Annotated in this window: 19 protein-coding genes and 1 pseudogene; 11 read left to right on the top strand and 9 right to left on the bottom strand. The window is 63.0% G+C overall.

Going from position 1 to position 18,940, the window contains the following annotated elements; translation table 11 throughout:
* Window positions 1-264 precede the first annotated feature (264 nt).
* Both ACIQTZ_RS22040 and ACIQTZ_RS22035 read left to right on the top strand, forming a co-directional pair.
* Window positions 265-1,392, top strand: a complete 1,128-nt coding sequence (locus tag ACIQTZ_RS22040) for a GGDEF domain-containing protein (RefSeq protein WP_402984113.1) — start codon at window positions 265-267, stop codon at window positions 1,390-1,392.
* Between the two features lie 1,076 nt (window positions 1,393-2,468).
* Window positions 2,469-2,972 (top strand): MarR family winged helix-turn-helix transcriptional regulator, encoded by a 504-nt coding sequence (locus ACIQTZ_RS22035; protein WP_402984110.1) that lies wholly within the window; start codon window positions 2,469-2,471, stop codon window positions 2,970-2,972.
* A gap of 52 nt (window positions 2,973-3,024) precedes the next feature.
* On the opposite strand, the gene ACIQTZ_RS22030 is transcribed toward ACIQTZ_RS22035, so the two are convergent.
* Window positions 3,025-3,366: a hypothetical protein gene (locus ACIQTZ_RS22030; protein WP_402984107.1), complete on the bottom strand. Its 342-nt coding sequence runs from the start codon at window positions 3,364-3,366 to the stop codon at window positions 3,025-3,027.
* A 509-nt stretch (window positions 3,367-3,875) separates the two neighbouring features.
* On the opposite strand from ACIQTZ_RS22030, the gene ACIQTZ_RS22025 reads away from it, so the two are divergent.
* From ACIQTZ_RS22025 to ACIQTZ_RS22010, 4 genes are all read left to right on the top strand, one after another.
* Entirely contained in the window at window positions 3,876-4,481 is a 606-nt protein-coding gene (locus ACIQTZ_RS22025; RefSeq protein WP_402984105.1) for a TasA family protein, read from the top strand.
* 165 nt (window positions 4,482-4,646) lie between these two features.
* Complete coding sequence (locus tag ACIQTZ_RS22020) at window positions 4,647-5,141, top strand: hypothetical protein (protein WP_402947711.1); 495 nt, start codon at window positions 4,647-4,649, stop codon at window positions 5,139-5,141.
* Between the two features lie 167 nt (window positions 5,142-5,308).
* Window positions 5,309-6,061, top strand: coding sequence for a signal peptidase I (locus tag ACIQTZ_RS22015; RefSeq protein WP_402984103.1), 753 nt, complete (start codon window positions 5,309-5,311; stop codon window positions 6,059-6,061).
* Entirely contained in the window at window positions 6,054-6,446 is a 393-nt protein-coding gene (locus tag ACIQTZ_RS22010) for an Hpt domain-containing protein (protein ID WP_402984100.1), read from the top strand. Before ACIQTZ_RS22015 ends, ACIQTZ_RS22010 begins: the two co-directional genes overlap by 8 nt.
* Window positions 6,447-6,539: 93 nt before the next feature.
* Here ACIQTZ_RS22010 and ACIQTZ_RS22005 read toward each other — a convergent pair whose 3' ends face one another.
* Window positions 6,540-8,102, bottom strand: a complete 1,563-nt coding sequence (locus tag ACIQTZ_RS22005; RefSeq protein ID WP_402984097.1) for a chitinase — start codon at window positions 8,100-8,102, stop codon at window positions 6,540-6,542.
* Window positions 8,103-8,339: 237 nt separating this feature from the next.
* Here ACIQTZ_RS22005 and ACIQTZ_RS22000 point away from each other — a divergent pair, with 237 nt between their 5' ends.
* Window positions 8,340-10,682, top strand: a complete 2,343-nt coding sequence (locus tag ACIQTZ_RS22000) for a glycosyltransferase family 2 protein (protein WP_402984094.1) — start codon at window positions 8,340-8,342, stop codon at window positions 10,680-10,682.
* Between the two features lie 58 nt (window positions 10,683-10,740).
* Here ACIQTZ_RS22000 and ACIQTZ_RS21995 read toward each other — a convergent pair whose 3' ends face one another.
* Both ACIQTZ_RS21995 and ACIQTZ_RS21990 read right to left on the bottom strand, forming a co-directional pair.
* Window positions 10,741-11,226, bottom strand: a complete 486-nt coding sequence (locus ACIQTZ_RS21995; RefSeq protein ID WP_402984091.1) for a hypothetical protein — start codon at window positions 11,224-11,226, stop codon at window positions 10,741-10,743.
* The gene (locus ACIQTZ_RS21990; protein ID WP_402984088.1) at window positions 11,204-11,458 is read right to left on the bottom strand and encodes a hypothetical protein; all 255 of its coding nucleotides are present in this window, start codon (window positions 11,456-11,458) and stop codon (window positions 11,204-11,206) included. The genes ACIQTZ_RS21995 and ACIQTZ_RS21990 overlap by 23 nt, the downstream gene beginning before the upstream one ends.
* 395 nt (window positions 11,459-11,853) lie before the next feature.
* On the opposite strand from ACIQTZ_RS21990, the gene ACIQTZ_RS21985 reads away from it, so the two are divergent.
* Entirely contained in the window at window positions 11,854-12,144 is a 291-nt protein-coding gene (locus tag ACIQTZ_RS21985; RefSeq protein ID WP_402947730.1) for a DUF1540 domain-containing protein, read from the top strand.
* A 236-nt stretch (window positions 12,145-12,380) separates the two neighbouring features.
* Here ACIQTZ_RS21985 and ACIQTZ_RS21980 read toward each other — a convergent pair whose 3' ends face one another.
* Window positions 12,381-12,701, bottom strand: coding sequence for a hypothetical protein (locus ACIQTZ_RS21980; protein ID WP_402984086.1), 321 nt, complete (start codon window positions 12,699-12,701; stop codon window positions 12,381-12,383).
* Window positions 12,702-13,460: 759 nt separating this feature from the next.
* Here ACIQTZ_RS21980 and ACIQTZ_RS21975 point away from each other — a divergent pair.
* The gene (locus ACIQTZ_RS21975) at window positions 13,461-13,877 is read left to right on the top strand and encodes a hypothetical protein (protein ID WP_402984083.1); all 417 of its coding nucleotides are present in this window, start codon (window positions 13,461-13,463) and stop codon (window positions 13,875-13,877) included.
* A 236-nt stretch (window positions 13,878-14,113) separates the two neighbouring features.
* Here the strand turns inward: ACIQTZ_RS21975 and ACIQTZ_RS21970 are convergent, their stop codons facing one another.
* Together ACIQTZ_RS21970 and ACIQTZ_RS21965 are read right to left on the bottom strand one after the other, a co-directional pair.
* Window positions 14,114-14,794: a heme oxygenase (biliverdin-producing) gene (locus tag ACIQTZ_RS21970; protein ID WP_402984080.1), complete on the bottom strand. Its 681-nt coding sequence runs from the start codon at window positions 14,792-14,794 to the stop codon at window positions 14,114-14,116.
* 139 nt (window positions 14,795-14,933) lie between these two features.
* Entirely contained in the window at window positions 14,934-15,359 is a 426-nt protein-coding gene (locus tag ACIQTZ_RS21965; RefSeq protein ID WP_402984077.1) for a ChaB family protein, read from the bottom strand.
* A 636-nt stretch (window positions 15,360-15,995) separates the two neighbouring features.
* On the opposite strand from ACIQTZ_RS21965, the gene ACIQTZ_RS21960 reads away from it, so the two are divergent.
* Entirely contained in the window at window positions 15,996-16,247 is a 252-nt protein-coding gene (locus ACIQTZ_RS21960) for a hypothetical protein (RefSeq protein ID WP_402984074.1), read from the top strand.
* Between the two features lie 286 nt (window positions 16,248-16,533).
* Here the strand turns inward: ACIQTZ_RS21960 and ACIQTZ_RS21955 are convergent, their stop codons facing one another.
* Window positions 16,534-16,743, bottom strand: a complete 210-nt coding sequence (locus ACIQTZ_RS21955; RefSeq protein WP_402984071.1) for an ABC transporter permease — start codon at window positions 16,741-16,743, stop codon at window positions 16,534-16,536.
* Between the two features lie 281 nt (window positions 16,744-17,024).
* On the opposite strand from ACIQTZ_RS21955, the pseudogene ACIQTZ_RS21950 reads away from it, so the two are divergent.
* Window positions 17,025-17,538: pseudogene (locus ACIQTZ_RS21950) on the top strand (hypothetical protein).
* A 235-nt stretch (window positions 17,539-17,773) separates the two neighbouring features.
* Here ACIQTZ_RS21950 and ACIQTZ_RS21945 read toward each other — a convergent pair.
* Window positions 17,774-18,928, bottom strand: a complete 1,155-nt coding sequence (locus tag ACIQTZ_RS21945) for a GGDEF domain-containing protein (protein WP_402984068.1) — start codon at window positions 18,926-18,928, stop codon at window positions 17,774-17,776.
* Window positions 18,929-18,940: the final 12 nt, after the last annotated feature.

Here is an 18,940-nt window from a genome sequence, read left to right as displayed (position 1 = left end):
CAACGCGTTCGCCATCACGTTCGCCGGACGGTTCGAAAGAACCACCAACTAATGAAAACCGCCGGAACCCACACACCGTATATCGGACAGACCCCTGACGTCACCGAACGCAGCGTCAAAGGAGCGGTCGTCGACGATCGTTCCGACGGGTGCCGCATCGTGTCGGCGTGGCGGCAGTGCCGTGATGCGGTGGTGCGTGGGGGTGGTTCTAGGCTTGGTTTTCTGGGATGGGGGGACTGGTTGCTGGATCAGTTGAGTTTGAAGGTGGCGTTGGCCGTTGTGACGCTGACGCTGTGTGTGTTGTTTTGGGATTCGTTCCGTCGGTCCCGGTCCGCCTACAGCGGCTGGTGGTGTGTGGCGTTGGCGGTGTGGCTGGGCGGTAACGGGGCGTATCTGTTGAAGGGCACGGCGTGGTCCGTGCTGGCGGATCCGTTGGGCAATGCCTTGATGGTGGCCGGTGCCTTCTGTATGTGGGGAGGTTTCCGTTCGCTGCGGTTGGTGCGGACGTGGCGGTGGCCTGTTGGTGCGGCAGCGTTCCTGACGGGGGCCGCCGCGCTGGCCGAGAGCCCGGCTGATGGTGCCTGGGCGGGAGTCCTGGTCTATTTCGCGTTGATGGGTACCGGAATGGCCCTGGCAGCGCGGGAACTGTCGTTGCTCGGCGCTGCCGGGTCACGAGCGCACCGGCCGTTGCTCGCCGCCGCCGCGGTGATGGTGGTCTATTTCGCCGGGCGCGGGGTGGTGTATCTCGTGGCTGGACCTGGCAGCGATGTGTTCCTGGTGTTCTTTGGTCCCGCAATGACATGCCTGTTGTTGATGGTGCTGCTGGTACTGGTTTCTTTCAGCATGAAAGCGCTGAACAACGACCAGCGGGTTAATGCCTTGCATGAACGCGCAGCACGTGACGGGATGACCGGTCTGCTGAATCGTGACTCGTTCGGCGTTCAAGCAGCCAAGGAACTGAGTCGCATGCGCTCCGGTGGGGGCCACGCGGCGGTGATCCTGGCCGATTTGGATCACTTCAAGGCCGTCAATGACGTGTACGGTCATTCTGCTGGAGACGCCGCGATCCGAGCGTTCGCTGCCGCGTGTATGGCCTCCGTACGGCGCACGGACCTTGTGGCACGGTACGGCGGGGAAGAATTCATTCTCATGCTGCCAGGTACCACCCCGGAGCGGGCCCTTGACGTTGCCGGGGAGATCAGCCAGCACCTTGCCCTGTCGGAGCTGGCGTACGGAGCCAGCGCGCCGACAGCAAGTTACGGGATTGCCTCAAGCCTCGACCACGGACTGGACCTTGAGGCTTTAACCGACGCCGCCGACGCCGCCCTGTACCGGGCCAAAGCAGCAGGACGGAACCAGGCCGCCGCAAACCCCGCCCCCGGGTCGGGTTAAACCCGCTCGGCGGATGACGCCGGTGCACGGGTGGGGAGACGACGGGTGCGCCGCTGGATGGGATCGCCACGGTTGTCCCGAGGAGATCAGGAACCGCTGGTCGAGACGGTCGACCCCAGCAGGCCTCAACGCGAATTGAGGGACGTCTCGGCGGTGCCAAGCAGGGGTCAGGGGCAGCAGTCGTCGGCTGGCAGCAGCCAGGCCAGCGCTTCCGGGCGGGAGCTAAAGAACCTGGTGGGGCACGGTGTGCTGCCAGTGGCCAATTGGTAGTCGACGATGGTCCGGTCCACAGGGCCGGAGCCCAGAAGTGCTATTCGCGTCGCCGCGCAGGGGCGTGCGAACGCGTTCCGGGCCTCCCGGCTTAGAAACGCGGTGCCCGACATGTCTACCAGCAAGGGGTAACGACCGCCGGCCGCCACCCGGTCCACCGCTGCCATTGCGGCGACGGCGCTGGCACCCTCGACCTTAACCCCGTGATGCCACACCACATGGATCACCTCGCCTTCCTCCCAATGGACGACGCAATCACGAAGAACTTCCCGCCTCATCTACCACCGCCTTCTGTTCGGATCCATGCCCAGTCGGTAGCTGTCGCTTCCACGACTCCATCAGAACCCCACACCGCTGTCCTTATCCCCCTGTACCCGCGCAACGAGCCACGTAAGTCCCCATCATCCGGATTCAAATCATCAGCCTACTTAGTAGTACAGTCATTGTGTGTCCCGTCTGGTCCCCCATCAGGCGGGACACGCCCGCTCCGGGACACCATCCTCCCGCTGAAAATTCACAGCACCGACAAGCTTGGGCGCCCCCGACCACCAAACACCATGTGGGACAGGCCGCCCGGCCCCATTCTTCCACCGGTGTGGCGGCCCCGCTTGAGCGGCCCTTTGCGTCGCGTCCCTAATACCTGTAGCGTCAGATAGTAAGGACCCTGATTATCAAGGGCGGAGGCTAGGGATGGATGCGACACATGGTCAACGTTCCAACGCCTCGGGTGCGGCACGCACCAGCGCCTCCGATCGTCGGCTTTCATTCCCATGCTTCGCGCCGTCACGGATGCATGGGGTTCGATCATGACCGTCCGGGCTGAACAGTCCGAAGAATCCCTATGGCCCACAAGCAGCCTGCTGTCGGCGGCCGCCAGGCTCCTGGGGCGCCGCTGGAACGAAGAACTCCAAGGTCTTGGACTGAGCTTGGCTTCGGTAACGGCGCTGGACGCTCTGGCCGTCAAAGGCACGACGACTCAGGCCGCCCTGGCCAGAAGTATACGTATCCAGCCCCAATCCCTGGGACCGACGCTGCATCTGCTTGCATCCATGGGGCACGTCAGCATCATCGAGAGCGGACACGGCAGGTCCAGGCACGAGGTGACCATTACGGGCACCGGAGTCGCACTGTTGGAAAAGGCCCGGGGTATCGAACGAGCGTTACTGTCTGGACTATGCGCTGACTCCCTCAAGTTTCGGGATGACCTCGAAGAGATCGTGCGCAGGATAGGTCAACCGGCGCTTCCCCCTGGAGCGGCACCACAGATGAAATTTTGGACCCTGCCGGAGGAACAACACCGAGCACAATAACTGGCCTGGTTCATCGCAATTGACGCGCGGCATCGTGTCGGTTGCCCGGAGATCAGGCGGTATGTGAAGCCGGCCCGTCGTCCACATCCTGTCGAATCGGAGCCACCAGGTCCGGGTCCTCCAGCAGAGGAAAGCTGTTCATGACGTAGTCGCGGGCGGCGGGTCCAACCATTCGCAGGCCGGGATAGACACGTATCCCGTCGCGGTCCAGAAAGGTCAGTCCCGCGGCCTGCACGTCGGCTGCGAAGACGGAATCCGGGGCCGGTATCTTGTTTCCGAGCCTGCACCAACTGATGTACAAGCCATAGAGTGCGTCGCTATCGAGCCCTTCCTCAGTGTCTTCTTCGAAGTACACGGAATCGGCCAGGAAGCTGCTGATGTGGGTTTTGGTCATTTCAGGGGCCTTAATCTGCAGTGGACACCGGGCGGCCGGTCTGCATCAGCGAGTGCCCTCACCCCCTCACTATAGGCTGCCCCGCTTCAAATTCAGCCGGACCTTCCTGGACCAGCAGTGCGAACCGTCCCGATTCGGTCGGACTTCTCCGTTGCGTGTCGGCCTGAGATATCGACCACTGACCGGGTGGCCCGGTCGGTCCGGCAATCGCCCCCGGTCCCCGTTGTCCATCCAGGGCAGAACATCGTTCGGTCCCGGACCGCAACCGTTGCACAGACACACAGGCCGCCCGCGCAAGCCCGTCTGTTCGAGCCGGAACCGTCCACTTGAGCACCGTAAAGCAAGGTGGGTGCGGGTTTCTTGAGGTTTTCCTGACGCAGTCCTGCAGCTTTGCAGGATTCTGTCTTGATCCGTGCCCGGCAAAGTATTTCTCAGCAGCCAGAACGGCTGAAACAACGGGAAACGGTCCGCCGGATGCGGTGGCCACCTTTGAAAGGACACTGATTCACATGGCCATCAGCCTCAAGACCACTTCCGGCAAGATCCTCGCCTCCGTCGCCCTGGTCGGCACCGCGGCCGCCGTCGCCGGGATGGGCACCTACGGTGCGTTCACTTCCTCCACCTCCGCTTCCCAGGCCGTGACCGCCGGGACCGTGACCATCGCCCTGGGCACCGGGGCATCGAACACCCTGAACGTCCCGGTCGCGGGCCTGCTGCCCGGTGACAAGGTCGAAAAGCTCGTCACCCTGGCCAACACCGGCAACTCGGACCTGAACAACGTCACCCTCACCACCTCCGCCGGCGCCACCGGATCCCTGCTGACCACCGACACGGTGAATGGTTTGCAGCTGACCATCGAGAACTGCTCCGTTGCCTGGACCGGGTCCGCTGCCCCGTACACCTGCGCAGGGACCAAGACCACCGTGCTGGCCTCGGCCCCGGTGATCGGCGCGAACAAGGTCCTGAACAACCTGACCTCCCTGACCTCGGCCAAGACCGACAACCTCAAGGTCACCACCGCGTTCCCCACCACCGCAGACAACACTTTCCAAGGCGCCACCTCCACCATCGCCTTCTCCTTCACCGGCACCCAACGCACCGAAACCGTCAAGTAACCAGGGCGATTCCGGGCTTCACGCCCCGGAGGTCCGGCCTGTTTGCCCTTCCGGCCGGGCCTCCGGACCATTTCTTGAGCAAGTCTTGAGGAAGTTCAGCACCCTGTCTTGATCCTCACGGAACAGGGTGAACGCACAAGGAACAGTTCCCCCGAAGGAGGGGCCGTGAACGGCACTTCAGAACTTAGCCACCGCATCCGGGCCGCGCACGGACCGGCACTGGATGAGCTCATGCGGGAACTGAGCTTCTGCGCGCCGGGGCCGACCGGGATCCACATCGACCGGAGGCTCGGCCGCATCGGCCCGGTTCCCTCGGTCACCCACACCGGAACTTACCTCACCGTCGTCGCGGACCTTGAAGACCTGTACCGGTTCAGCTCCTCTCGCGAAGTGACGGGCTGCTGCGTCACCATCGGCATGGCCGGACACCGCCGCCAAACCGGCACCTTGACAACACTGGTCCCAAAGGAATGCGAAGCCTGGGTCGAGGCAATCCTGGGTCATCAATGGATGGCGCACGTCTACCGGGTGGAACCCCACCGCAAAGGCATGTACTACCGGGTGTTCCTCGATGACACCCAATCCCCCGTGAGCAAACCGGCCCAGGTCCCCGACGACTCCGTCGAACTACTGCACAGCCACCACCTCCGGAGCCTCTGAACCAAGACCCCTACCAACGTCACTCCCGCCGTGTCCCTTTCATCCTTTTCCTGTTCCAGGAGATTTCTGAGCGAATCTTGAGGCTAACCAGTACGAATGCCTGAGCCAGGCCCTTCAGACTCGTAACCGGAACAGCAAGAGAACCACTAACGAGGAACGCCAGGATCATGAGCGCACTGACCAGCATCAACACCCCCGCCCTCCATGGCCGGCGTTCCGCCGCTAAGCCGGTGCAGCCCGCCGAGTCCGGCGCCCCCACGACCACCGCCGTGAAGCAGTCCGCGGCGGTACTGAAGCCCACAGCAGCAACCTCACCGGCCGCCGTCGGGGTTTCCACGAAGGCAGCTCCCGGTGCGTTCGGCCGCATCGCGGGTAAGACGTTCAAAGTCGTTGGTGCCGGCATGCTGGTGCTCGCGGCGTTGGTGTTCGTTTTCCTCGCGATCGGGCCGCGCATCCTGGGCTACCAGACCTCCACTATGCTCACCGGTTCCATGGCCCCGTTGATCAACCCGGGCGACGTGGTGGTGACCGTCCCGACGCCGGTCAAGGACATCAAGGTGGGCGACATCATCACCTACCACATCCCGGTTGAGGACCAGCGCGTGGAAACCCACCGCATCACCGAGATCACCACCACCGCCGACGGCGGCGTAGCAGTGCAGACCAAGGGCGACGCGAACAACGGGATCGACCCCTGGATCGCCACCCTGCAGGGCCAAACCGTGGACAAGCAAGTCGCCACCATCCCCTACGTTGGCAACGCCATCCGTGCCCTGCGCGAACCGGTCGTCCTGAACACCCTGATGTACGGTGCACCGGCCATCCTGGTCATCGGAATGCTCGCCTCCATCTGGACCAAGGAGCCTGAACAGCCCACCACCGAGAAAACCACAGCAGTGCAGGCGGTCAGCGGTGAGTGAGGACGCGGACGGCGTCGTCCCGGTCCTGGACCAGGTGACCCTGACGGTGCTGGCGGAGGAGTTGAACGACACCGTGGCGTTCATCCGCTTCCTCGAACGGTATTTTCGTATGCTTCCCGGCAGGACAGAACGGATCCTCCATGCCCTGGAGCAGCGGGACACGGCGCAGACGATGGATGCCGTGCTGAGCCTGAGGATTTCCTCAGCCATGGTCGGCGCACTCGGGATCGAAGAGCAGTGCCGGACCCTTCAGGACATGGTCCATTCGGGGGCCTGGCCTGCCGCAGCACTCCAGGGGTCACGGCTGCAGCGCACGGTGGACCGGTTCAGGGATAGCGAAGAACGGTTGCTGCGCGAGGGCGAAGAACTCACCCGCACCACCTAACCCCAGTGTTCGCGCGAGCCCGTTCGGGCCTGTCCGCCCAGCGGGATCAGCGGCGGAGGAGCCCGGGGTCCCGGTGGTGTGCGGGTTCGTTTATCAGGCCGGTGGGCTCTGCAGGAGTTTGGTGATTTCGTCATTGCTGAGCTTCATCCATGCCGACCCTGAGGATCCTTGCAGGGCTGCTGCCGGGCTGTCGCCCTGAACCCACCATTTCGCTTCGAAAACGTGACCGTCGAGCATGACCCGGTCGCCCTTGCGGTACACGGTCCCGGCCACCCAGGCCGGGTAGGTTCCTGCGGGCACGGTCACCTCGGGCACGGGTTTATCGCCTGGGAGCACGGGGCCGATGAGTTTCCAAGGTGTCTGGGATCCTTCGCTGACCGGGGCGTTGGGCACGTTGTTCTTGGTCCACCATTTGGCTTCGTAAACGCTTCCCTGCCAGACGGTCCTGTCTCCTTGAACGTAGGTCGCCTCCGCTGACCAGATCTGGTACGGGCTCGTTGCAGGGTCATCGACGACGGGCCTGGCTGTGGAGGTCGGATCCTCTGTTGAGGGCAGTGTCGGTGCCGCTGTCGTGGAGGCCAGGCCTCCGCTGAGGATCTTTGCGAAGCGCGACTGTCCTTGGTCCACGCCGCTGCAGGCGTCCGAGACCACGGTGAGGTTGGGATAATTGGGTCCGCATTCGGCGTCCCGGTTCAAAGACCACATCGATACCCTGCCCACACCTTTGTCCTGCGCGAAACTGCTCAGGGACTGGGCGTCGGCCACGGTGAACACATCGGCCACGACATCGTTTTGGCCGATCATGGGAGTCAGGCCGATCTTCCGCCAGAGGGTCTGGTTTCCCAGGTCCTGACCGGCAGCCCGGTACACCCGCCCCAGTTGTTCGTGGGTGGCTTCGGCCGCGGCGGTCGTCGCTTCGAGCATCGATTGGCCGGGCACGCGGCTGGCCCCGTAATCCATGGTCATGATGTTCACCCCGGCCAAGTCGACTCCGGCGCCGAGCATGTGCGTCACCGCGGCGGTCCCGTCGGCGGTCAATCCGGTCGGTGCGACGGGCAGGGTGAGCCAGACTGCCAGAGGTTTCCCGGCATCCCTGCGCTGTTTTTGGATGGCAGCGATAGCAGCTGCCCGGCGTTTAGTCCCCTCCTGATCGGACAGGGCGGTCCCCTCCACATCAAGGTCGATCGTGGCAAGGTTGTAACGGTCCACCACGGAGGAGTAGGCGGCTTGCAGCTTGGCCGGGTCGGTGCAGGAAGTGGCAAGTTCCGTGTTGGACTGGCCGCCGAAGGAGACGCTCACGTCCCCGCCGAGTTGACGCAGACGCGCGATCCTGCGGTCAAGGTCAAGGCCCGACGCCGCCGTGTCCAGGCTGTAGAAGGTCCCCCAGGACGGTGCGCACCCGTCTTTGTTGTCAGCGACGACGAATGAGAGCACTACGGACTTCGCATCGTCACCGACGGGTTGTTCGAAGGCGTACCTGGGCGTGGCCGTCACATCCACATATCCGCTGAACAGCGACGGTGAGGCCGCGGCACTGCGCGCATCGGCGGCGGACCGCCACGCCACGACACCAGCGCCAACCACCAGCACAAGCACGGCAAACAGAATGCTCAAGCGCACATACGACAACCTGCGGCCTGGAAAATGCTGTGACACATGACCCCCAATGACATCTGAAACCCTGCGTGGACGTGCCGCCGGGATTACGCTGTCGAATCAGCCAAAACAAACCACCGACCCCGGCCCTGACGGGGCCCGGTCAATTCTTCTCTGTCGTGGATTACTAGTCGTGGATTACTATAAGGGCAATCAACGGGCCAACCGGTCAAGTGGTGGCCCGTGCAACGTGATACCGGGTCCCTTGGCGGCCGGTCCACTGTCAGGCGGGGGAAAATGACAGATCAGTTGGTTGACGCATCCGATGTCGCACAAGCCGGCAACGACACCATCACGGCGAAGCTCCAACCGCAAGGACGCAGACGGCAATGGGGCTCCGAGAAACGATCCGAACCCCTGCCCATCGTCCATCCCACCCCATCCTCGAAGAAGATTATCTGGGGCCGTATAGCGATGCTTGTCACCGTCGGGGCGTGGACCTACTACGTCGTCTCGACCATCATCCGGCAGTTCGTCGACAACCCGAATTCAGGGTTCCGTTTCGGCATCGAGTCCGTTTCCTACCTTGTCGTTGTCACGTTCTTGACGTTCTCGGCGATGATGTACCTCATGGCCCGGCAGGGCGCCCTGTACCGGTTCAAAGAACACCGCCGCGTCCCCCGCGGGGAACTCGACCAACACTTCGCCCACTACAACGACGCAGTCACCGTGCTCGTCCCCTCCTACGCCGAAGAACCACAAGTCGTCCGCGCCACACTCTGGTCCGCCGCGCTCCAGGAATTCCCCGACCTGCGCGTCGTCCTGCTCCTGGACGACCCGCCCCACCCCACCGACCCCGCCATCGTCGCACGACTGCAAGAAACCCGTGCCCTGGCCGGACAAATCGCCGACGCCATGGCAGCACCCTCCACCCGCGCCCAGACAGCACTGACTACCTTCCGGGCAAGCAAAGACTCGGCCCGGCCCGGCGACCCGGCACAACTAAAACCCCTCATCACCGAATACGAGGCAGCCGTCGAATGGCTCGAAGCCATGGCCGAAGCCGAACTGGTCACCGACCACGTGGACGAATTCTTTGTTGACCTGGTGATCATGGGCCTGGCCCGGGAACTCCGGCTCGTGTTGCTGGCACTGGAGGCGGCGAAGGCCCAAAAGACTGCTCCAAGCCCGGAGCGCATGGAGCAGTTGTACCTGCGCCTTATCTGGATCTTCAACGTCCGCACAGAAACCTTTGAGCGCAAGGCCTACGCCAGCCTGTCCCACGAGGCCAACAAGGCCATGAACCTCAACGCGTACATCTCCCTCATGGGAAAACGCTGGCACCGTGAAGAAACCGCAGGACAAACAATCCTGCGCCCCTCACTCCAACCCCACGAAAATGACCTCCTCGTCCCCGACAGCACCTACCTGTTGACCCTCGACGCCGATTCCCTCCTGTTGCGTGACTACTGCCTGCGGTTGGTGTACTTCCTGGAATCGGCCGGCAACGAGCGCGTAGCGGTTACCCAGACCCCGTACTCCTCGTTCCGCGGTGCCCCTACCCGCATCGAGCGCATCGCCGGTGCCACCACGGACATTCAGCACATCCTGCACCAGGGCATGTCCTACTACGGAGCCACTTTCTGGGTGGGAGCCAACGCGATCATCCGCAAGTGTGCCTTGGAAGACATCGTTGAAGTGGAAACCGTGGGCGGGTTCGAGGTCCGGACCTACATCCAGGACCGGACGGTCATTGAGGACACCGAGTCCAGCATCGACCTGGGAACCCATGGCTGGACGCTGGTGAACTACCCCGAACGCCTGAGCTACAGCGCCACCCCACCGGATTTCGGTTCGTTGGTGGTGCAGCGGCGGCGGTGGGCCAACGGTGGCCTCTTGATCCTGCCCAAGTTGTGGAACCAGTTGTCCCAGCGACGCATGCAGCGCCAACGGATCCTCATCCGCGAGGTGCTCCTGCGCGTGAACTACATGGCCTCCATCACCTGGGCCAGCTTCGGACTTTTGTTCCTGCTCGCCTACCCCTACGACAGCAGGCTCCTGAGCCCGGCTGTGTTCATCGCGGCCTTGCCTTACTTCCTGTGCATGGGTTCGGACCTTCGGGATTGCGGCCACCGGTTCAGTGACATTTTCCGGATCTACGGCTTCAACCTCATCCTCCTTCCGGTGAACCTGGCCGGCGTCCTCAAGTCCCTCCAGCAGGGCCTGACCGGTGACAAGATTCCGTTCGTCCGCACCCCCAAGGTCAAGGACCGGACCGCCGCGCCGGCCATCTATGTGCTGATTCCGTACCTGATTGTCGCGTTCTCCGTTCTCACCATCTGGCGGGACGTGCAGCAGCAAAACTGGGGCAACGTAGCCTTCGCCACCCTGAATGCCGTGCTGGCCATGAGCTGCATCCAGGCCTACATCGGCATTTGGAACTCCGTGGTGGACATCGCCCTGGGCGCCGTCAACTGGCTCTACGTCACGCCCAAGACCAAGGCGCCGCAGGTGTCCCTCGTGGTTCCCAAGACCGCGGAGGAAGTGGACTGGAAGTCGATCCTGTACCACGGTGACCGCAGGCTCAACCGGGACCTGCGCGGCGGAACCGACCGCCGTCGTCGAATCTCACTGCGCTGAACCACAAGCGGTGTCGCCTCGGCGAGGTAGCTCATCGACCACGGCCACGGACCGGCTCCTACGCTTCGTCTTCGTCGTTCTCGATGGGGAAAGGCCAATCGGTGAGGTCCTCCATCGCATCCAGGGCAGCAGCCATGGGTCCTTCGGAAAGAACGAATGTGGCGTCGATGCCCGCCTCCGACCACACCAGGTGAAACCGGCACTCCACCGGGAGGGTTCTATGGATAAACCAGTACCGCAACGTCCAGAAACCGGGCTCGCCCTCAACGCTGATCAGTGTGCCGTAAGCGTTGAGGGCACCAGCCTGCTTCAACACCAGCCGCGGGCCTGATACCGGCGAGCCTTTGGCCGCCGCGTCAATCTGATGCCTGGCCGCGCCGTCCTCGGAATCACTGACCCGGCCCCGGAAACGGATGCTGATTGAGGCTGTCACGCCTTCGGGATACACCTCGGCATAATTCAGGGTGCAAACCGCCCCGTTGACCGCGAAATGGTTACCTGCAACCAGTCCGGGCAACCAGTCAGCCGGTGGTTTCATCGTCACGGCCTGCACCGTCATCGCCGTCCGGGTCTACGGTGGCGGAGCCCGGGCTTGCCGGATCAGTGCCGGAAGAATCGTATTCTGCAAAGTCTTCCTCGGCGTCGGGCCCCAGGGGATCCTCAGCACTGATCAACTCAGACAGTGAAGGGTCGTCCGGTTCCTCGACCGGCACTTCAGACGCAGGGCGAGGTGTTTGCCGTTCCGGATCTTCGCTGTTGGCTGGTGTCCCACTCATGAGCCAACGCTAGACCCGGCACACGCTCAAAGTCGAGACACCCTTCGCGGCGGGAACATCCCGCCCGCGCATCCGCCGGTACGCCACAAGCCGCGGTTTGAAGAGGCCCACACTGGGTACCTTTCTGATGCGGAGCGATCCGTGCAGTGTGTTCACAGGAAGCCCGCCGAACCACCCCTAGGCGGGCTTCCGCCACGTCGGCCCGCGCCACGGACTCGCACCACCGACACCCCGCCCCGGCAACCACGTAAGCGGAGTTCAGATCAGATGAGATGCCGAACCCTAAATAGCTGACAGACAAATGCGCTAATCACAACGGTCAAAACACGGCAAACGGGCGTAGTTTGGGTAGTACATCCGGGGTACGCGCCCCTTAGCCCACACCAGGAGGAACCATGACCGAACACGTTGCCGAAGTCTCCGCCTGTAGCGTTGGCAGCTGCGGCTTCAACCACAACGGCTGCACCGCCTTTGGCATCACCATCGGCGGCACCCAGGACCACGCATCCTGCGCCACGTTCATCGACACGAACACCATGGGCGGACTGCCTAAGGTCCTCGCGCATGTCGGTGCCTGCCAACGATCCGAGTGCGTCCACAACAACAACCTGATGTGCGAAGCCCATGACGTGAAAGTCGGCCCCGGCGCCGAATCCGCGGACTGCCTCACCTACGAGCACGCCTAACACAAGCAACCATCCAGGGGCGGGTCCTGTCCGAGTGGGTACAGGACCCGCCCCTTTCGTCGTTAAACACCTTCACTGCGGGTTCGCCCCAGAATTCGTGGTACCAGGGCCACAGCACGTGTTGCCCTGGCAGACCCAACCCAGCGCACCTCGTACCATCCACGTTCCCCGCCGCCACGGGCCAGACATCGTCCCGCGAGACGGAAGTCCGCTGCCGGCAGAGCGGGAAACACAACTCACGTGAAGGGCAGAGCTGCGCTGACCCGCAATATGCCTTTTTCCTCTTTATCGGTGAGCTGCTCGTCGATGGACCACAGCTTTTGCGGAATGATCGCCCCTGCCGCCGTGCGATAGGAATCGACGGCCAGCGCAATCTCCGCCCGGGAGCCGCTCGTGGTACTCACAATTTCAGCATGGGACAACGATCCATCTGAGAAAACGATGGCCAACCTAGACGTCTCTCGAAGGCTCTGCAGATCCGTCCGCAGTACTGCGCCAGGGAATAGATGCGTGTGCGAGGCCACGGCCCGGCTGACGTCTTCATCGGATTCACTCATGATCGCGGCTCTTCTCCTTCAGCTGCCCGGCCGAGTCGGCTCTTCCCGCGCACTCTCCTGCAATGGCCTCCGCACACCCGGACGAACCCCCTGCACGCTGGGGCACGCCCTGGCTTGCCGAGATTCTACAAGTATCCACGGGGCGGAGCGAGAAGCGGACACGCCCGTGAGCGTCCCGGACCACCGCCTCTACCCGCGGCAAACAACCCGGCGGACTATCTTCACGTTGCTCGCCGCGGACGGAGCCGCTGAGGTCCTCCTGCAGATGCTCTGCCGAGCGAACCGAAACTGCAAGGCTGTACGAACAGGGGCGGCGGGCTTAGCCGGGGAAGGCTGCTTGCACCCACCATGCCCCATCCCTAAACATCCTCGCCTCCTGCATTGCCGGCACACAAGGAGACGGCAGATTGCCTGGGCAGTTCCTTCAACGATGCCGGCGACACTCATCCCGTTCGATGCGCCAGTGCGGTGTCGAGACCTTCAGAGGGTTGTGAGGATGGGCTGAGGACGCGCGGACATGATCCTTGCGCGATGAATACTAAGCATGCTTGGCTTTGATTGCCGCTGGGTTTCATCCGCGCCTTTCTCGGAGGGAGCTCGGTGGCTCTGCCGGTCAGGCGGTCGCCACTGTCCGCCTGACCGGGGTACCGGCCCGCTCATGCCAGGCGGCGGGTCGGCATCCCGGCGCCGTCCGGGCATCTGTGAGCCTGGTTGCGGAGCCAGGAACCAACAAGATAACTGACCATGGAGGGATCGAACATGCGGATAAGCCATATACCTCTGCGTTTAGTGACGGGGGCGTTCATTCTTAATTCGGGCTGGGGCAAACGCGACCTGGGTAAAGACAGCGCGGCCGGATTGCAGTCCATGGCTGCCCGGGTCATTCCGTCAGTGGCTGAGCTCGACCCCGGACGCTTCGGCAAGCTTCTGAGTTTCGCTGAGCTGTCTTTGGGCGCGGCCCTGCTGGCTCCCTTCATTCCCAGCCGTGTGGCCGGTCTGGGACTCGGAATCTTTTCCGGGTCGATGATCACCATGTACTTGAAATCACCGGAAATGACCCTCGACGACGGCGTCCGCCCCAGCGCCAAGGGCACGCCGCTGGCCAAGGACATATGGATGGTCGGCATCGCTGCCGCACTCATCCTGGACCGCAAACACCCACGGACGAAGCGTTAGACGACGCTCGTTCTGCCCCGAGGCGGGTGATACTTCATCTCCGCACGGTCCGGTGATTGACGTCAAAATGTTGCCTGTACGACGGCAGGGCAGTTTGCCGGGCTACGGGCGTCTGTTTTCGTGACCCAGCCCCAAGCGGGTTTGGTCCCTACTCCGTTATGTGACTGCCGCGCCGGTGCGCCGGACGGGCGTGGAGCGGCATCGGCTTTGATCCCCGGATCCTGGCCTCGTAGACATCATGGGCCGGCAAAGGCGGTGTCGTCCCGGAGCTGGACCGGGCCCGAAACGAGATCCATCAGGTCCACGAACACCCTGCGGTTCGATTCAAAAGCCGCGACGGCATGGGAGACGACCTCGGCCTTCTCCGTGGAGGTAAGCTCCAGCTGGTCCAGCCGGGTGCGGTAGGCATCCTTGTAGGGTTTGATTTTCCCGATGTGGTCAAAGGCGTAAAAGTGCAGCCTGTCCGGAGAGAGACCGTAGTGCCGCTGGACAAGCGTCGAAATGATCTGGCCACCGGAAAGATCACCAAGGTAGCGAACATAGTGCTGGGCCAGCAGGTAGGAGGTGGACGCGGCCCCTGCCAGTTCGTCTGCGTAGGCCCTGCTGGCAGGGGTTATCAGAAAGTCGCCCTCGGCGGGTCGGCTCTCCCAGCCGCGACCAAAGCACTGAACGAGATCGCTTTCCAAAGCGGGTACGCGTTCCAGTGCCGGATCATGGAAATCGCGCAAGCGGGAGTCAGAGGTACGGCGCAACGCGCCTTCAAACGCCCGGTAGATCAGGAGGTTTTGTCTCAGCAGCCAGCCAACATGCTGCCCCTTCAGCCGCCCTGCCAGCAACTCACTGATGAATGTCGAATTCTCCGCATGCTCGTGCGCCGCGGCTGTCTGAACCCTGAGGTCCTCTGAAAGGGCTGCCATCAAAGCCTCCAAAATTCTGATCCCGAGCGCCGGGAACCCTGCACGTCGTGAGGACACTCTGACACAGACACGTCACATCCGGTAGGAACACGGCAGCTCTGCCCACGGCACGGATCGCGTCGGATTGCCGCTGGAGCGCTCAGCCGCCGCGTGCCTTTCTCGTCGCCGCGTCATTGGCCTTTCGCAGCGCTTCGACCAACTCTTCCTTATTCATTTTCGAACGACCCGCTACACCGAGCTCGCGGGCCCGTTGATAGAGATGCTCCTTGGAGGCATTGGCATTCACACCACCGGCAGTGGGTTCTCGGGAGCCTAGCCCCTCCTCTGCGTGCTGGTCCGAAGGGCCCCGCTCCTCTTTTGGCTCCCAATGATCCCCGACCTTCTCGTAGCTGTGCTTCAGCGAGGCAAAGGCTGTGCGGGCCGCACGGCTCTGGTCGTTGTCGTAAGAGTCCATGGCAGCGTCGTACGTCTTGGCAAACGCGTCCTGGGCCTTCTGGTCAGAGCGCTGCAAGGTCGATGGGATCTCGTCCTTGCGGGCATGACTGTTTTTACCGGTCTTTGGCATGGTCCTGCGCCCCTCGCGAAGCGTCCTGATCGAGATTGTTCGACCATTCTAGGTCTGAGGATAAACTGTGATCAGGGTGAATGACGGCGGCGCCCTGGCATGGCAAGTCCCAAGCGGTTAAGACCAGCCCCTGACATGGACTTCGGGCAGATGAGCACTCTTCGGTGTCTTGACCGGAGGCGAAAGACACGATGAGGTAACCCACCCAAACGTCTCAAAGACGAGTGCCTGTCATCGGCAGCTTCCGAGCGAACAGCCACGATAGCGGCGCTGAGCGTTAACCCGCCACTTCTTCGTGCGTCCACGGACGAACCGCTCCTTACACCCCGCCGCCATAGACGGAGTTATAGGGCTTTACCCAATAAACGGTTCCGAACCACATACTTGTACACCTTTCGTACGTGCGCAACGCGTCGCTCACGCCCCGCCACAGCAGCACACATGCCTTCCCGCCGTCGGCGGACATGGTCACTTCCCTGGCTCGGGCATGAGGGTATGCGGCTCTTCTTCCGGTGCTGCCCGTTTGGGTGGGGTCCGCCTGAGGTGGGCTCGTGTCGCGGGGGAGTTCTGCCCATTCCCGCCGCCGCGACGGCGCCGCTAGTGTGGTGGGACCAGGTAGTCCAACAGGGGGTAACGATGAAGAAGCTCAAAACTGTCGTCGCGGCAACGATCACCGGTCTTTCTCTCAGCGCAGGGGCGTTGGTGCTGGCCGCCCCGGCGCACGCTGACTTCAACACCTATCAGGTGGTCCGGGATACCAATTCCGCGTGCGCGGCCGAACTCCGTGCGGCGATCAAGGCATACGGCGGGGCGGTAACGGCAGTTACCCCTTGCCACTGGAACAAGTATCAGCAGAAGTACATCGGCAGCTTCGGCTACAACTACTAAGTACCACCCGTCCGGGTTGGTCATGGGCGGAAACAAGGCGGTCACCGGTGTCTGCGACCGCTCTGCTCGTTGGCTAGTGCCATATGTGCCCGAGGCTACGGCCCCCCAGCGCGGGAGGGCGTATGCGACTGGCGAGGCTCGGGGGAAACTTCGACTCCATTGAGGGCGATTCTCGGCTTGCCGCGAAGCACGACGGTCATATCCGCGTAGCCCCTCGAACTCAGAGAATAAGGTCGATCAAATTCGTGGACGGCCCGGGGAGATTCACCTTGGATCCAGGCGAAAATCATACTGCCGCAGTTGAGTCCAGCACTCCGGCGGCCATGGAAACGCACGCAACACCCACGCTCGTCGGGCTCCACGCGATGCGCCGCGCCGCCGTCAACGTTGCCACAATAAACATGACCGCCAAAGCGGCCCCGACGGACAGGGGATTCGACATCACACCGCTCAGGATCACGCTGATCGCCGCCAGTTGGACGGGGTTTCGAAGCACCGCCACAGCCGGATCGCCCGGTCCGGAGCCACCTCCAGTAACAACACCACCGTGGTCAAAACCATCAAAAGGCCGACCCGAGCGACGTCGGGACGAGATGCGTAGTAAAGCAGCCCGGAATGTCTCCGACATGTGAAAACAGCGGTGGATAATCCCGGACCGCGAGACCCGGGCACACCACCAGGGCAGCCGGTTTTACGGCCCCAAGCAGCGACGCGTCCCACCTGGGCGGAGATCGAGCTCCCACGGTGGCCTCGCATGTGCGCCCGGCCCTGCAGCAGATGCTCGACGCGATGGCTACGCCGGCGTGGATCCGCAACGGACGTTCGGACTTTCTGGCCTCCAACCTCCTCGGCCGCGCCCTGTACTCGCCCATGCTTGAGACCGCCGTCGACACTCCCAACACTGCCCGGTTCGTGTTCCTGGACGAACGCGCCCAAGACTTCTACGGCGACTGGGGAGCGACCGCGGCCGACATGGTCGCTGTCCTTCGCGCCGAGGCGGGCCGCAAGCCATATGACAAGAAACTCACCGATCTTATCGGTGAGGTGGCCACCCGCAGCGACTATTTTCGTGCCCAATGGGCCGCCCATGACGTGCACGAATTCCGCTGCCGGACAAACACTCCATCATCCCGTCGTCGGCGCGCTCGAACTCTCGTGGGAGTCCGTGCAGCTAAAAGCCGACCAAGGACTGACCATGTCGATCTACAGCGCCGAGCCGGGCTCGGCCACCACCGAAAGACTCCAACTCCTCGGCAGTTGGGCCAGCGAACAAAGGACCAACGCGGTGTGACGATTCCTGCCCCACGGCTGACGCGTCCGGCAACGAGCTGGGTATGCTCCCGCCCGCGACCGACGCACGCCCGGGCCGAAAGATTCCCCATAATCCCGCCCTCTTGGATTACACCCCAACCTGACGTCAGACAGACCCCGAGAACCCGTCAGATTAGGGCCAGAAAGCCAATTCTCGGACACGGGTCCCATCCGGTCTTAGAGCCAAACCTGACACTTAACCACCCAAAACGTATTCACCCTCGCGCCACCCCTGCCTCCACCTGGCCAGCCACATTGAACGCCCGGTTCCGCCCCGCCGCCTTGGCCTGGTAGAGGGCCTCGTCCGCCGTCTGGATCAGGTCCTCCAGCGACGGCCCGGAACAGGGGGTCGACGCGATCCCGTAACTGACCGTAGGAAAGCTCAGTCCGTCCGGCGCCGGAGCAGCGGCCAGGCGGCGGCTGATGTCCGCCGTGATGGCTCCCGCCGCAACCTCGTCGGCACCCGGCAGCAGGATTACGAATTCTTCGCCGCCGTATCTGGCCACCAGATCCGTCCGGCGCACTGACCCTTCGCAGGCCGCGGCAAACGCCCGGATTGCGGCGTCACCGGCGGTATGGCCGTGCGTGTCATTGATGGTCTTGAAGTGGTCGAGGTCGGCGAGAACGACGGCGGCCACCGCACCTGTCCGCTGCGCGGCAGCAAGCTCGCGTCCTGCCAACTCCATGAACGCCTCACGGTTCAGGAGCCCGGTCATACCGTCCCGGCTGGCCCGTTCGTTGAGTGCGGTGATGAGTTGGTCGTTGCTGAGCACGGTCATGCTGAAGGAGACCAACACCAGCAACATGAGCAGCAGCATGCACGTGATGGCCGGGCTGAAGAACGAGCTGAGTATTTCGCTGGTGGGCCCATCCACCAGGTACACCACGGCCCGGCATCCGAAATAGCCCACCAGGATGGCTGCGACAACCAACAACGGCCGGTGCGCCTGGGACGCCGGAGATTTCAGCATGGCCAGTTCCCGCACGGCCAAGGCCATCCCCACTGCCATCGAAACGAAGTAGACCAGACCGCCAGGCCAGACTCCGTCCGTGCTTGTTTCCAGGAACGAAGCAAAGGCCGTGGCCCCTGGAGCGACAAAGAACGGCCATAACGGAGCCCTCAACCCCCGAAGGGAACGGAATCCAGCCCACACACCGTAAGCGCCCGCTACCAACAGCGCATTTCCGAAAGGATTCGCCGCCCAGGTCCAGTCAGTGCCTTTCAACCAGTAGGCGGCGTTGCCCACCAGCCAGCAACCCAGCGCAACGCACCAGCAGGCGCTGTACAGGGATCGGGTCCGCCGATAGGACCCCAAAAACAGCACGCACAGCGTCAACGTCACGATTGCCAACGCCAACTTCAAACTCACCAGATCCAGCAT

Source organism: Paenarthrobacter sp. NPDC090520 (genome assembly GCF_044769205.1).
In the GTDB taxonomy this organism is placed as follows: Bacteria; Actinomycetota; Actinomycetes; order Actinomycetales; family Micrococcaceae; genus Arthrobacter.
Note: the sequence above shows the minus strand (reverse complement) of the source record. Positions and strands in the feature narration are given on the sequence as shown.

What these genes read in the sequence shown, in the direction of transcription:
- ACIQTZ_RS22035 (WP_402984110.1), top strand. Translation starts at nt 2,469, where the DNA reads ATGACCGTCCGGGCTGAACAGTCCGAAGAATCCCTATGGCCCACAAGC.
- ACIQTZ_RS22030 (WP_402984107.1), bottom strand. Translation starts at nt 3,366, where the DNA reads ATGACCAAAACCCACATCAGCAGCTTCCTGGCCGATTCCGTGTACTTC.
- ACIQTZ_RS22025 (WP_402984105.1), top strand. Translation starts at nt 3,876, where the DNA reads ATGGCCATCAGCCTCAAGACCACTTCCGGCAAGATCCTCGCCTCCGTC.
- ACIQTZ_RS22015 (WP_402984103.1), top strand. Translation starts at nt 5,309, where the DNA reads ATGAGCGCACTGACCAGCATCAACACCCCCGCCCTCCATGGCCGGCGT.
- ACIQTZ_RS22000 (WP_402984094.1), top strand. Translation starts at nt 8,340, where the DNA reads ATGACAGATCAGTTGGTTGACGCATCCGATGTCGCACAAGCCGGCAAC.
- ACIQTZ_RS21990 (WP_402984088.1), bottom strand. Translation starts at nt 11,458, where the DNA reads ATGAGTGGGACACCAGCCAACAGCGAAGATCCGGAACGGCAAACACCT.
- ACIQTZ_RS21985 (WP_402947730.1), top strand. Translation starts at nt 11,854, where the DNA reads ATGACCGAACACGTTGCCGAAGTCTCCGCCTGTAGCGTTGGCAGCTGC.
- ACIQTZ_RS21980 (WP_402984086.1), bottom strand. Translation starts at nt 12,701, where the DNA reads ATGAGTGAATCCGATGAAGACGTCAGCCGGGCCGTGGCCTCGCACACG.
- ACIQTZ_RS21975 (WP_402984083.1), top strand. Translation starts at nt 13,461, where the DNA reads ATGCGGATAAGCCATATACCTCTGCGTTTAGTGACGGGGGCGTTCATT.
- ACIQTZ_RS21970 (WP_402984080.1), bottom strand. Translation starts at nt 14,794, where the DNA reads ATGGCAGCCCTTTCAGAGGACCTCAGGGTTCAGACAGCCGCGGCGCAC.
- ACIQTZ_RS21965 (WP_402984077.1), bottom strand. Translation starts at nt 15,359, where the DNA reads ATGCCAAAGACCGGTAAAAACAGTCATGCCCGCAAGGACGAGATCCCA.
- ACIQTZ_RS21960 (WP_402984074.1), top strand. Translation starts at nt 15,996, where the DNA reads ATGAAGAAGCTCAAAACTGTCGTCGCGGCAACGATCACCGGTCTTTCT.